The following is a 13,119-nucleotide window of genomic DNA, read 5'->3' on the forward strand; positions in this document are numbered from 1 at the left end:
TTTACCCAAAATAAGCATACCTTTGCCAAAAAATCAACTTATGGTAAAAACTCCTTCTGAATCGTTAACAATTTTAACTGACATTGTATTACCTGGCGAAACAAATCCGCTTGGCAATTTATTTGGAGGTGAATTATTAGCCAGAATGGATAGAGCTTGCAGTATTGCTGCCAGACGCCATTCTCATAGAATTGTAGTTACAGCTTCTGTTAACCACGTAGCCTTTAACAAAGCTATTCCTGTGGGAAGTGTTGTAACTATTGAAGCTAAGGTTAGCCGAGCATTTAAATCATCTATGGAGGTTTATGTTGATGTATGGATTGAAGATAGAGAATCTCAAATTCGCACCAAAGTAAATGAAGGTATTTACACCTTTGTTGCAGTAGATAATACGGGAACTCCTGTTGCTATTCCTCAAATTAATCCAGAATCGGAATTGGAAAAGCAACGTTATGAAGGAGCTTTAAGAAGAAAACAATTAAGTTTAATTCTTTCAGGAAAAATGAAACCGCAAGAAGCTACTGAGTTAAAAGCCCTTTTTAATAGTTAACCTACATTTTATAAATCCACGTTGCTGGGTTTTCAGTATCTGTATTTTTAGATAATATAAATCCTAAAATTGTTTTACCAGTAATTCTGTCAGTGAAAATGTTGCCAATTTCCTGTTTAGTACTCACTTTATCTCCTGTGTGTACATAAACATTTTCTAAATTTTTGTACACCGTAATGTAATTACCATGTTGAATTAAAACCGCTTTTTGATTCCCAGACATCACTTGAATTGCCAATACAGTTCCTTCAAAAACCGCTCTGGCTTTGCTCCCTGCTTCTGTGGTAATTCTAACACCATTACTTTGAATAGTTGCACTTGAAACTATTGGATGCGGCTGTTTACCATAATATGTTGAGACAAATCCTTTTTCAACTGGCCAAGGTAAACTTCCTTTATTTGATGTAAATTTTGACGCCAATTCCTTCGCTTCGGCAGTTAAAGTAAAGGTTGCTTTTGAAGAAGTTCCTGCGGTAGTTGTTGTTGAAGATGTTGTTTCTCCAGCTTTTCTATTGGATGCAGCAATAGCATCTCTAATTAACTTATCAATTTGCGCATCAATTCGTTCTTCTTCTTTTTGAAATTTTTGAATTTGTTTTTTATAATCTCCTTCTTTCTTTTTAACCTGACTTAATAAATTTTCTTGTTCCTTTTTCTCTTTTTCAATAACAGTTTGCTCCTTTTTCTTTTCATTTAACAACGCTGTTTTTTGATCTTTCTTAATTTTTAAAGTATCTGTTAAAGCTTGTAATTTTGTTGTTTTTATAAGAATTTCTTCCCCTTGCTTTTTTCTAAACGACGTGTATTGTTTCATATATTGAAACCTTTTATACGCTTGAAAAAAGTTTTCAGAAGATAATAAAAACATAATTCTACTGTTTTGAGATTTGCTTTGGTACGATTTAAAAATCATATCCGCATAATCCTTTTTTAACGCTTCTAAATCGCGTTTATTTTTATTTATTTCTAATTGATTTACATAAATTTCATTGTTAAGCTCTTTAGATTCACTAGAAATAACTGAAATTAATTCTTCTCTAGCTTTAATTTTATGTTTTAAATCCTTTACATCACTCAATAAGTTAGACTCTTTCTTTTTTGTATTAGAAAGTAAGGCATTTATGTAAATAATATCTTTTTGAATTTGAGTTCTACGTGATTCTAATTGTTGCCTTTTAGAATTTTGAGACTGACTATTTACACTAAAAAATAGCGCTATAAAAAGTAACGGAAAATAGATTTTAAACTGCATTATTTTAAAATAATTTCTTTATATCCATTAGGAATTTCAAACGGAAAGGTTAGTTTTTCATTAAACTCCACTGAATTATAGGTAATATTAATTGTGGTAATATTGGTATGATCAATAGCTCTTATATCAATATTTTCAGGGAATTGTTCTCCTTTTATTTTTTTATAACCCGAATAGGAAACTGACAATAATTGCTTCTTTTCTTCATTTTTAATTTCTTGTCGGTTTAACTTAAAATTATCAGGATTCATAAAAAACAAAATACCAAATAACTCATTTTCTTTTTTAGGATAAATTTCATACAATCTATCCTCTATCTTTGAATTATAATCTCCTTTTTTTAGATTTAAAATAGCTTGACCTAACAAAATATTTTGCACTTTTTCAAAATCCAATTCAGTTCCTAAAAATTTGCTTAATAATGAAAAATCTCCATCAAAATAGGTTCCTTGCAATTTTTCATAATAACTAACTCTTTTTGGTGTTATTATTACTTTTGCTAATGGAAAACCTAATTTTGTAGCGCTCATCCAAATAGTTTTATCTTTTTCAATGCGCAATTTTATAGTAATTGATACAGCCGTTTTTTTATCGCTATATTTTGCATTTAACTTCGCATCAATTGTTTTTTGATTAAAGTTGTTACTATAATGATTATTAATGATTTTTTTTGTTGAAATAGCTTCTATGGCAGCCCCATCAACAACATTTTTACTGGACCTACAAGAAGTAAATACCAGTAATAAAATAACTATTATTTTAAAATATTTCATACAGTTAATTTCTTAATTGCGCCGCCTTTTTCTTAAACTTTTCAGCTTCTACCTTATTTCCAATACCCAAATATGCCAGTGACAGCTGTTGGTAAAAATCTATTTCCATTTTTGTGTCATCTACTACAAAATCAATGCCAATAGTAAGAACGGTAATTGCTTCATTATATTTTTCAAGTGTATTCAACGCAGTTGCATTTGTAACATATAAAAATGGTTGCGCCGGATATAATTCCAATCCATTTTTACTGTCTTCATACACATTTTCAAAAAGTTGCTGCGCCATTTCAGTCAATAATAATTGCTTTAAATCAGCATATTCTTTTGATTTTTCATATGCTATTCTTAAACTTTCAACAGTAACATTTTTGATTGTGTTTTGTTGTTCAGCAATTGTATTCGTTTTTTTTCTACTCAATAAATACGCTTTATAACCAATTGTTTTTATAGACTTTAATCCGTTGTTTTCAATTTCAGTAATTAAACTTTCAGCTTCATTAAAATCCTGATTTTGAATAAATAACAACACCAATTCATCATTTAAATTTGGATACTTTTTTACCAACTCTTTCTGCAATGCTATGGCCTTTTCAAAATTTTGTTCTTCCTTACAAATGGCTACTTTATGAAGTAGTAAATATTTATTATCAGGTTCCTTTTGTAAAGCTTTATCAATAAAAATTGCTGCTTCAAAATATTTTTTTATCAGTAAATAGTTTTTAGAAAGTTCAAAATCAACAGCTACGTTTGCAGTGTCTAATTGCTTACACTTCTCTAAACTCTCAATGGCTTTACTAAAATTATTGATAGATTTTTGCTTTAAAGCTTCAAAAAATTGTTGTTGAAATTCTAAATTTTTTTGTTCAGCAAGATTCACTGTTGGTTGTTGCGCATATGAAAACAGTGAAATTATTAAAATTCCAACGCTTACTATTTTATGTATAAAATTGCTTTTCATATGGGGCGCAATATACAATTATTGATACTAAATTCCTTTAGGAATTGCATCAATTAATTTTTGAGCATAGGCGGTTTTTGGTGCTTTGTAAATGAGATCTGAATCTCCCATTTCTTCTATTTTTCCTTTATTCATAACTACCAATTGATCGGACATATATTTTACAACCGCCAAATCGTGCGAAATAAAAATATAGGTAAACCCAAAATCTTGCTTTAATTCATTCAATAAATTAAGCACTTGCGCTTGCACAGAAACATCTAATGCAGAAACCGATTCATCACAAATAATTAATTTTGGCTTTAAAGCAATGGTACGTGCAATTCCAATTCGTTGCCGTTGACCGCCAGAAAACTCGTGGGGATATCTATAAAAATGTTCGGGTGGCAATCCTACACGCTCTAAAATTTCAAAAACATAGTTTTTTCGTTCTTCAAAAGAATTAAAAATTCCGTGAACTTTCATAGGTTCAATTATTGCCTGACCTACTGGAATTCTTGGATTTAATGAAGAAAATGGGTCTTGAAATATAATTTGAACTTCTTTTCTAAAGTCTTTTAACGCTTGTTTAGAAAGATGCGTCACTTCTTTTCCATGATAAAAAATAGTGCCTTTTGTGGCCTTTTCTAATTGTAAAATAGTTCTTCCTAAGGTAGTCTTTCCACAGCCAGATTCTCCAACCAACCCTAATGTTTCCCCTTCAAATAATTGAAATGAAACCTCATCAACCGCTTTTACACAATTGTCATTTTTAAAAAAGTAACTGTTAGATACGTTAAAATACGTAGCCAACTCTTTTACCTCCAACATTGGTTTTTTGGCGTATATTTTTTCATGAAAACTATTTCGTTCTTCTGTTGTGTACACCTCTTTTTGAACCTTATTTTCAATAAAATCTTTAACGGTAGGCAATTTTTTTAAACGTTCATTTAAATTTGGTTTGGAATTAATGAGCGCTTTTGTGTAATTGTGCATTGGATTTTTAAACACTTGTTCCACCAAACCTTGCTCCACAATTTCGCCATTGTACATCACCAATACCGTGTTTGCAATTTCAGAAACCAACGATAAATCGTGTGTTATAAAAATAATACTCATGTTAGTTTCCACTTGCAATTCCTTCAATAATTCAATAATTTCTTTTTGAACTGTCACATCCAACGCTGTTGTTGGCTCGTCTGCAATTAAAATTTTTGGTTTACAAGCAATGGCCATTGCAATCATAACTCGTTGCTTTTGTCCTCCAGAAATTTGATGTGGATATTGATTAAAAATGGCTTCTGGTCGTGGCAATTTTACTTTATTAAATAATTCAATAACCTGCTCTTTTGCGGCTTTTTTGGCTATTTTTTTATGTTGAAGCAACATTTCTATCACCTGAAAACCACAAGTTAAACTAGGATTTAATGAACTCATAGGCTCTTGAAAAATCATAGAAATTTGATTGCCTCGTATTTTTTGAAACTCTTTTTCTGAAATTTTAGCAAGATTAGTATCATTAAAAAGAATGGTTCCTTCAACTTTTGCGTTTTTTGAAAGTAACCCTAAAATCGCCAATGAAGTCACCGATTTTCCACTCCCAGATTCTCCTACAATTCCCAAAATTTGTTGATGGCCTAACTCAAATGAAACATTGTTAACAACACTATTATATTGTCCGTTTGACTTAAAGGAAATTGATAGATTTTTTACTGAAAGCATAAGTTACTTTTTTACTAAAATTTGTTTTTAAAAGTAGTAATTTGTAATTAAAATGCGTTAGGGATTGAATGGTTTGTTTGAACTCTTTTAAAAATTTTAGTAAAATTTTTAAAAAGTGAGTAATGAAAGCCCGACCCAAAGGGAAACGCCCAAAATATTTTAATTGTAATATTCGTATTTATTTTGTGTAGTTTTGCGCTAAAATAATCCTTGAATGAATTACTTATCTATTGAAAATATATCAAAATCATTTGGTGAACTAGAGCTATTTAGCAATATTTCATTTGGTATTAATAAAGATCAAAAAATAGCTTTTATTGCTAAAAATGGGACTGGAAAATCTACATTATTGAATATTATTGCCGGTTTAGAAAGTTCTGATACGGGACAAGTAGTGAGTAGAAAAGGACTGAAAATTGAATATTTATCGCAAGAAGATGTTTTAAATGATGCTTTAACTGTTGAAGAAACCATTTTTGACTCGGATAACGAAACTTTAAAAGTTATTGAGGAATATGAACACGCACTGAACAATCCTGAAGATGAAAAAGCCTATCAAAAAGCTTTTGAAAAAATGGAACGTTTAAATGCCTGGGATTTTGAAACCCAATACAAACAAATTCTTTTTAAATTAAAATTAGACGACTTATCGCAAAAAGTAGGTGCGCTCTCTGGTGGACAACGCAAACGTTTGGCTTTAGCTATTATTTTAATTCACAAACCCGATTTACTGATTTTAGATGAACCGACAAACCATTTAGATTTAGAAATGATTGAATGGTTAGAAAGTTATTTTGAAAAAGAAAAAATTACACTTTTTATGGTAACGCATGACCGTTACTTTTTAGAACGTGTTTGTAATGAAATTGTGGAATTAGATAATGGCGGGTTTTATACGTACAAAGGAAATTACTCCAATTATTTACAAAAAAAAGAAGAGCGTATTGAAATAGAGCAAGCGACGGTTGATAAAGCTAAAAACTTATTTAAAAAAGAGTTGGAATGGATGCGTAGACAACCAAAAGCCAGAACCACAAAATCTAAAAGTAGAATTGATGATTTTTATGTAATTAAAGAAGCGGCTTCGCAACGCAGAAATGACCATGTTGTTCAACTAGAAATAGATATGGAACGCATGGGTTCTAAAATTTTAGAATTGCACAACATCTCAAAATCTTTTGGAGATTTACAAATATTAAATAAGTTTGATTACAATTTTTTACGTGGAGAACGCATTGGAATTATTGGTAAAAATGGAACTGGCAAATCAAGTTTTTTAAATATTATAACCCAGCAAATCCCTGTTGATGCTGGTAAAGTTATTATTGGAGATACCATAAAATTTGGCTACTATACCCAAGATGGAATTGTTATTAAACCTGGACAAAAAGTTATTGAAGTTATTAAAGAATTTGGGGAGTATATTCCGCTTACAAAAGGTAGAAAAATATCGGCAGCCCAATTATTAGAGCGCTTTTTATTTAGTAGAAAAAGACAATATGATTTTGTTGAAAAATTAAGTGGTGGCGAACGTAAACGCTTGTATTTATGTACTGTTTTAATACAAAATCCTAATTTTTTAATTTTAGATGAGCCAACAAACGATTTAGATATTATGACACTTAATGTGTTGGAAAACTTTTTATTAGATTTTCCTGGATGTTTATTAGTAGTATCTCACGACCGTTATTTTATGGATAAAATTGTAGATCATTTATTTATTTTTAGAGGCGATGCTGAAGTAGAAGATTTTCCTGGAAATTATTCCGATTTTAGAACTTATGAAGATTCTAAACCGAAAGAAGAAGCCATAGAAATTGTTGAAAAAAATACCGAATCACGAGAAAAATCAACAACAAAAGCAAAATTATCGTACAAAGAAAAAACAGAATATGACGCTATTGAAGATGTTATTAAAAAATTAAATCAACAAAAAAGCGCTATTGAAACAAAATTCTTAGATACTACGCTTTCTGGAGATCAAATAAATGAATTATCTATTAAACTTCAGGAAATAAGCATTCAAATTGATCAAAAAGAAGAGCGCTGGTTTGAACTATCATCTAAATTAGAAGATTAGTTTTAGGTCTCAAAAATTTTTAAACATGTACAATGCTCTTGTCATTTATTAAAGGTTCATTGTTAAAACGCAATAATAATTGAGCAATGGCAATGGTATCTTTTTCGCAATAAGTTACAATGCGTTGAATGTTATTTTGTTCATAATACACCGAAGCAACTTCACTTCCTGAAATATCATCTTTTGGGGAAGGAATGCCTAAAATAGATGTTAATAGTTTTAGCGATGTAAAATGTTTATAATCGCCAAACTTCCATAATTCCATGGTGTCTAAATGAGGAATTTCCCATGGTTTTTTACCAAATAAATTTAACTTTTCTGGTAAAGCAATTTGATGAATAATCATACGGCGCGCAATAAAAGGGAAATCAAATTCTTTTCCGTTATGTGCGCATAATACGTGTGGTGGTTTATTAAAATGTTTTTCAAGTAAACTCTTAAAATCTTTTAAAAGCTGCACTTCATCTCCAAAAAAAGAAGTGACTCTAAAATTTCTGTTTTCCGATTTAAAATTGGTAAAATAACCTACAGAAATACATACAATTTTTCCAAATTCAGCCCAAATGCCAGCGCGTTCGTAAAATTCTTCCGCTGAAAAATCTTCTTTTCGTTGGTATTGTGTTTTTAAGGCAAATAACTCCTGAACATCTTCTGATAAATTTGAAAAATCCTTTTCCTCTGGAACTGTTTCAATATCTAAAAATAAAATGTTTTCAAAATCTAATTTTAAATTCATAGCTTTTCAATTACAGCAATAATTACTGGATGATTATTTTTTTTATGGCACGTTTACCTTCTTGCTCTACTTTCAAAATATACACTCCATTTTTTAAGTTGGAAATTTTAATGTTTTCAGTGGCTTTTACATTTTTCTTATACACTTGTTCTCCTAACAACGTGTTAATCTCAACATTAGCATCCAATTTACTGTTGGAAGATATTGAAAATTCTCCATTTACCACAGGGTTTGGGTACATTTTAAAATTCTCTATGGTATTTTCAACAATTGGCAATGTCTGGCTGGTGTTAGGCAACCCTGGGGTAGCTGCAATTGGACCTGACCACGTAAAATCTAAATATGTCTTTCCAGTTCCAATAAGTTGCAGTGAATAATTATCTGGAGTAGTTGCGTCACTTTCTGAAACGCCAATATCAACTGAAGTCAAACCATTAGCAACTCCTTCCTCTGCTAAAACTGTACCCTGATAACTTAAAAATTGCACTAAGTTTCCACTAGCATCTATTAATACGAAACCATCTGAAGGCCCATTTTGTATGCCTGCTTTATCAAACCAAAGTGTTCCTAAATTGTTTTGCTGATTTGGAATTATTCCGTAAAGATTTAAAATTGACTCATAATAATCTCCACTACTGTTATATAATCTAACCTCATAACCGGATAAATCCGTTCCTGCAGGGCCTGCAATTTCTATACCTTCATTTACGTCTGCTCCTGCATTAGCATAATGGATTTCATTAATAAAAATAGTTTGTGCATAAAAAAAGGAAGACATGGCGCATGCCATGCATAATAAGTAATTCTTTTTCATAGATTATATTTTAAGCAATTACCCAAAAATAATTAAAAATGGGATTTATTAAAAAAATCTTCGGGAAAAATTTTACATAATTTAACAAACCGCTTAAAAATATTAACAAACCGTATCTTTAATGTTATGCAATTGTTATACTTTTAATAACTTCATTTCAATTTGCACTGAAATAACATTTTATGATTACTTTTGAAAGTAATTATTTATTCATACGATGAAAAACTCAGAGATTAAAATTTTATTGGTGGACGATGAACCAGATATTTTAGAAATTGTTGGCTACAATTTAAAAAGTGAAGGCTACAAAATTTTCACTGCGAAAAATGGTATTGAAGCTATAAAAGTTGCTAAAAAAGAGATACCTCATTTAATTATTTTAGACATTATGATGCCTGAAATGGATGGCATTGAAGCTTGTGAAAAAATTAGAGCAACCAAAGAGTTGGAAAACGTTCTAATCACCTTTTTTACGGCGCGTGGAGAAGATTATTCGCAAGTTGCAGGGTTTGATGTTGGCGCAGATGATTACATTACAAAACCAATAAAACCAAAAGTTTTGGTGAGTAAAATTAAAGCATTATTACGCCGCGTTACAGAATTTGAAGCAATAACTTCTTCTGATCAGGTTAGTGTTGGTGAAATTATTATAGACAGAGAAGAATACGTAATTATTAAAGACGGAGAAAAACTATCTTTACCACGTAAAGAATTTGAGTTATTTTCATTATTGGCTTCAAAACCTGGCAAAGTTTTTAAACGTGAAGATATTTTAGATAGCGTTTGGGGCAATGAAGTGGTGGTTGGAGGCAGAACTATAGATGTTCATATTAGAAAATTACGTGAAAAAATAGGAGACAATAACTTTAAAACCGTCAAAGGCGTTGGCTATAAATTTGTAATAGATGAAGATTAAAAAAACATATTCTTTTGCTTTTTTTACATCGTTATACATTACTTTAATTACAACGATTACCCTCTTTTTATCGGTGTACTTTGTTTTAGATACTGTATTTAGCTTCACTTATATGTTGCTATTTATTGTCATAGTTTTTAGCTTTACATTTATAATTACACAATTCCGCTTAGAGAAATTCATATATCAACGTATTAAAAAAATATACGATAGCGTTTCAATTTTAGATAAGTCGGATTTTAATAAAACCTCCATTACTTCAGATTTAGCAACGCTTTCTCGTGAAGTTGAAAAATTTGCCGAAAACAAGCAACAGCAAATTAAAAAATTAAACTTAAGAGAAAGTTATCGAAGAGAATTTTTAGGAAATATTTCTCACGAATTAAAAACGCCTCTTTTTACCGTTCAGGGATATTTGTTAACTCTAGCAGATGGCGCTATGAACGATAAAAAAATAGGTCCTAAATATTTAAACAGAGCCAATAAAGGGGTAGAACGGTTAATTGCTATTGTAAAAGATCTCGATTTAATTTCAAAATTAGAAGCTGCCGATTTAAATTTAAATAAACAACCATTTAACATTATTAACTTAATACAAGATGTTTTTGAATTGTTAGAAATGAAAGCGAAAAAGAGAAATATCTCGCTTATTTTTAACAAACCCTATAAATTTCCTATCATGGTTATTGGCGATGTTGAACGCATTGAGCAAGTGCTTACCAACTTGTTAGTAAACTCTATTAAGTACGGAAAAATTGACGGAACCACAGTAGTTACTGTCACACAACATAAAAAAGGAAAGATTTCAATAAAAATTGCTGACAATGGTGAAGGTATTAAAAAAGAACATCAAGCACGTTTGTTTGAACGTTTTTATAGAGTTGACCAAAGTCGATCACGCGAACAAGGAGGTTCTGGCTTAGGACTTTCAATTGTAAAACATATTATTGAAGCGCATAACGAAAAAATTACCTTGAAAAGTGAATTTGGGAAAGGTTCTGAGTTTTCATTTACCATGGAAAAGTTGGAAAAGCCTGAAATCTAGTGTTGTTGCTGATGCTTGAAATCCTGTAAATGAAGCTGTTTTTTTTAAGTGATCAAGTCTAAAATCATTTTGATTTGAAAACGGAGCAATACCTTTTTCCTCGCAAATTTCTGCCAAATATTCTTGTTCAAATTGCCCAGGAGTTGGAATAAAAAAAGCTTTTTTCCCTACTGCCGATAAATCCATCATTGTTGAATAGCCCGATCTTGAAATAATAACTTTGCTTTGGTTTAAAGCAATTTCTAAGTCATTTGATAAAAAATAATTCACTATTTTAAAATTTTGAGGAGCATTTATTAATTGTTCTTCGGAAATAACACCCCGAACAAATAAAACGGTTCCTTTAAATTGTTTTAATTCAAACAATAATTTATTTTCCAACAACGTTCTTTGCGGTTCGGGACCCGAAAGCAACACCATTAAATGGTATTTTAAAGCTGTTTCCTGCTTTTTAAATCGGCTGAGCGCTCCAATGTATTTAATGTTTAGAGAGCTTCTACTTAAATGTCCTAATTTACCGGAAAGGTTTTGTTCACTTTCACTATCAGGCACCCAACATTCCGTAAATTTTTTGATGAATTTTTGATGAATTTTTGAGGTGATAAAAGTGGTTGTTCCAGAAAGCACAGTTAACTGATGCGAAATATAAACAGTTGGAATATTAGAATGATACACCCCAAATCTGTTATCGGAAATGATGCCAGAAATTTGTTCTTCCTTCATAATTTCAGCAACTACTTTTTGTTCCTTTTTAAAGGCATTTAAAATAGCAGGCACACTTAAAAGCAGCTTCAATTTTAAATATTTACTGCTTTTTGTGTACTTAATATGATAACTTGGAAGTGTGTAACTTTTTAATAATGGAAATTCTTTTTGAAGCAATAACAATGCATTGCCATCACTTGCTAAAATTGGTTCAAAATTAGCTTCAATTAAGGCTTTTATAATAGGAATACAACGAGTTGCGTGTCCTAAACCCCAATTTAACGGAGCAACAAGAATTTTTTTTTAAAGGTCAAAACCAATATCTTTTCTAAAATTCATTTTTTCAAAGCAAATTTTATCAATGCTTTCGTACGATTGATTTAAAGCTTTTTTAAAGTCTTCACCATAAGACGTTACGGCTAAAACTCTTCCGCCATTTGAAACAACAGCTTCATTATTTGTAGTTGTTCCTGCGTGAAAAACAATAGAATTTTCAATATCATTCATCCCGTGAATTTCTTTTCCTTTTTCATAAGCCTCAGGATATCCACCAGAAACTAACACAACGGTACAAGCACTTTCTTCTTTTAATTCAATAGTTTTTGTGTGCAATTCATTGTTTCCGGCTGCAATTAACAATTCCAAAAAATCACTTTTAACTCTTGGAATTACTACTTCAGTTTCTGGATCGCCCATTCTGCAATTGTATTCAATCACTTTTGGTTCGTTATCCACTTTTATAATTCCAAAGAAAATAAAACCTTTGTATGGAATATTATCTTTCATCAAACCATCAACTGTTGGTTTTATAACGCGGTCTTCAATTTTTTTCATGAACGCATCATTTGCAAAAGGTACTGGAGATACTGCTCCCATTCCTCCTGTATTTAACCCTTTATCTCCTTCTCCAATACGTTTGTAATCTTTGGCATTTGGTAAGTTTACATAGCTTTTTCCATCGGTTAAAATAAAACAGCTTAACTCAATTCCATCTAAAAATTCTTCAATAACTACTTTAGAACTTGCTGCACCAAACTTTTTATTGGCTAACATTTCTTTCAATTCATCTTTAGCTTCTTGTAAATCGTGTAAAATTAAAACACCTTTTCCTGCCGCCAAACCATCGGCTTTTAAAACATATGGTGGTTTTAAGGTTTCTAAAAATGAATAACCCGCTTCTAAATTTTCAGCAGTAAAACTTTCATAAGCTGCCGTTGGAATGTTATGACGTACCATAAATTCTTTGGCAAACTCTTTACTTCCTTCTAATTGTGCAGCGTATTTTTGAGGTCCAATTACGGCAATGCTTTTTAATTCAGGGTCATTTAAAAAGAAATCGTGAATCCCTTTCACTAATGGATCTTCCGGCCCCACTACTACTAGTTTAATGTTATTTTCTAAAACGTGCTTTTTTACTACTTCAAAATTTGTTGGATCTATATCTAAGTTTGTTCCAACATCTTTAGTTCCTGCATTTCCAGGGGCAATAAATAATTTGGTTAATAAATTACTTTGTGCAATTTTCCAAGCAAATGCATGCTCTCTTCCTCCTGATCCAATAATTAATACGTTCATGTTGTTTCTTTAAT

Annotated in this window: 12 protein-coding genes; 4 read left to right on the forward strand and 8 right to left on the reverse strand. The window is 30.8% G+C overall.

All coding sequences use genetic code 11. The features are described from left to right. The first annotated feature begins 40 nt into the window (after window positions 1-40). Window positions 41-550, forward strand: a complete 510-nt coding sequence (locus JEY78_RS05440; RefSeq protein ID WP_291847698.1) for an acyl-CoA thioesterase — start codon at window positions 41-43, stop codon at window positions 548-550. Window position 551: 1 nt separating this feature from the next. On the opposite strand, the gene JEY78_RS05445 is transcribed toward JEY78_RS05440, so the two are convergent. Genes JEY78_RS05445 through JEY78_RS05460 form a run of 4 tightly spaced genes read right to left on the reverse strand, consistent with a single transcriptional unit; the run spans window position 552 to window position 5,234 of the window. Then, on the reverse strand, window positions 552-1,802 hold the full coding sequence (locus JEY78_RS05445; protein ID WP_291847701.1) for a peptidoglycan DD-metalloendopeptidase family protein: 1,251 nt from the start codon (window positions 1,800-1,802) through the stop codon (window positions 552-554). Next, the gene (locus tag JEY78_RS05450; protein WP_291847705.1) at window positions 1,802-2,575 is read right to left on the reverse strand and encodes a DUF4292 domain-containing protein; all 774 of its coding nucleotides are present in this window, start codon (window positions 2,573-2,575) and stop codon (window positions 1,802-1,804) included. Before JEY78_RS05450 ends, JEY78_RS05445 begins: the two co-directional genes overlap by 1 nt. Window positions 2,576-2,579: 4 nt before the next feature. Next, window positions 2,580-3,533 carry a hypothetical protein gene (locus JEY78_RS05455; protein ID WP_291847707.1) on the reverse strand — a complete coding sequence of 318 codons (954 nt, stop codon included), beginning with the start codon at window positions 3,531-3,533 and terminating at the stop codon, window positions 2,580-2,582. A 27-nt stretch (window positions 3,534-3,560) separates the two neighbouring features. Further along, window positions 3,561-5,234 (reverse strand): ABC transporter ATP-binding protein, encoded by a 1,674-nt coding sequence (locus tag JEY78_RS05460; protein ID WP_291847710.1) that lies wholly within the window; start codon window positions 5,232-5,234, stop codon window positions 3,561-3,563. Window positions 5,235-5,448: 214 nt separating this feature from the next. Here JEY78_RS05460 and JEY78_RS05465 point away from each other — a divergent pair, with 214 nt between their 5' ends. Continuing rightward, a complete protein-coding gene (locus tag JEY78_RS05465; protein ID WP_291847712.1) occupies window positions 5,449-7,314 on the forward strand; it encodes an ABC-F family ATP-binding cassette domain-containing protein in 1,866 nt (621 codons plus the stop codon). Window positions 7,315-7,333: 19 nt separating this feature from the next. Here JEY78_RS05465 and JEY78_RS05470 read toward each other — a convergent pair whose 3' ends face one another. Both JEY78_RS05470 and JEY78_RS05475 read right to left on the reverse strand, forming a co-directional pair. After that, window positions 7,334-8,050, reverse strand: a complete 717-nt coding sequence (locus JEY78_RS05470; protein ID WP_291847715.1) for a 3'-5' exonuclease — start codon at window positions 8,048-8,050, stop codon at window positions 7,334-7,336. A 22-nt stretch (window positions 8,051-8,072) separates the two neighbouring features. Then, window positions 8,073-8,864, reverse strand: a complete 792-nt coding sequence (locus JEY78_RS05475) for a T9SS type A sorting domain-containing protein (protein ID WP_291847718.1) — start codon at window positions 8,862-8,864, stop codon at window positions 8,073-8,075. Window positions 8,865-9,081: 217 nt separating this feature from the next. On the opposite strand from JEY78_RS05475, the gene JEY78_RS05480 reads away from it, so the two are divergent. Beyond that, window positions 9,082-9,780: a response regulator transcription factor gene (locus tag JEY78_RS05480; RefSeq protein WP_291847722.1), complete on the forward strand. Its 699-nt coding sequence runs from the start codon at window positions 9,082-9,084 to the stop codon at window positions 9,778-9,780. Continuing rightward, window positions 9,770-10,825 carry an ATP-binding protein gene (locus tag JEY78_RS05485; RefSeq protein WP_291847725.1) on the forward strand — a complete coding sequence of 352 codons (1,056 nt, stop codon included), beginning with the start codon at window positions 9,770-9,772 and terminating at the stop codon, window positions 10,823-10,825. The genes JEY78_RS05480 and JEY78_RS05485 overlap by 11 nt, the downstream gene beginning before the upstream one ends. Here the strand turns inward: JEY78_RS05485 and JEY78_RS05490 are convergent. Continuing rightward, on the reverse strand, window positions 10,787-11,620 hold the full coding sequence (locus JEY78_RS05490; protein ID WP_291847728.1) for a glycosyltransferase: 834 nt from the start codon (window positions 11,618-11,620) through the stop codon (window positions 10,787-10,789). The genes JEY78_RS05485 and JEY78_RS05490 overlap by 39 nt on opposite strands. Before the next feature lie 213 nt (window positions 11,621-11,833). Then, entirely contained in the window at window positions 11,834-13,105 is a 1,272-nt protein-coding gene (gene purD, locus JEY78_RS05495) for a phosphoribosylamine--glycine ligase (protein ID WP_291847731.1), read from the reverse strand. Window positions 13,106-13,119 lie beyond the last annotated feature (14 nt).

The sequence above is a fragment of the Lutibacter sp. genome (genome assembly GCF_016342705.1).
Taxonomy (GTDB): Bacteria; Bacteroidota; Bacteroidia; order Flavobacteriales; family Flavobacteriaceae; genus Lutibacter.

Bases quoted from the DNA above. Each gene is read 5' to 3' on its own strand.
- JEY78_RS05440 (WP_291847698.1), top strand. From the start codon at position 41: ATGGTAAAAACTCCTTCTGAATCGTTAACAATTTTAACTGACATTGTA.
- JEY78_RS05445 (WP_291847701.1), bottom strand. From the start codon at position 1,802: ATGCAGTTTAAAATCTATTTTCCGTTACTTTTTATAGCGCTATTTTTT.
- JEY78_RS05450 (WP_291847705.1), bottom strand. From the start codon at position 2,575: ATGAAATATTTTAAAATAATAGTTATTTTATTACTGGTATTTACTTCT.
- JEY78_RS05455 (WP_291847707.1), bottom strand. From the start codon at position 3,533: ATGAAAAGCAATTTTATACATAAAATAGTAAGCGTTGGAATTTTAATA.
- JEY78_RS05460 (WP_291847710.1), bottom strand. From the start codon at position 5,234: ATGCTTTCAGTAAAAAATCTATCAATTTCCTTTAAGTCAAACGGACAA.
- JEY78_RS05465 (WP_291847712.1), top strand. From the start codon at position 5,449: ATGAATTACTTATCTATTGAAAATATATCAAAATCATTTGGTGAACTA.
- JEY78_RS05470 (WP_291847715.1), bottom strand. From the start codon at position 8,050: ATGAATTTAAAATTAGATTTTGAAAACATTTTATTTTTAGATATTGAA.
- JEY78_RS05475 (WP_291847718.1), bottom strand. From the start codon at position 8,864: ATGAAAAAGAATTACTTATTATGCATGGCATGCGCCATGTCTTCCTTT.
- JEY78_RS05480 (WP_291847722.1), top strand. From the start codon at position 9,082: ATGAAAAACTCAGAGATTAAAATTTTATTGGTGGACGATGAACCAGAT.
- JEY78_RS05485 (WP_291847725.1), top strand. From the start codon at position 9,770: ATGAAGATTAAAAAAACATATTCTTTTGCTTTTTTTACATCGTTATAC.
- purD (WP_291847731.1), bottom strand. From the start codon at position 13,105: ATGAACGTATTAATTATTGGATCAGGAGGAAGAGAGCATGCATTTGCT.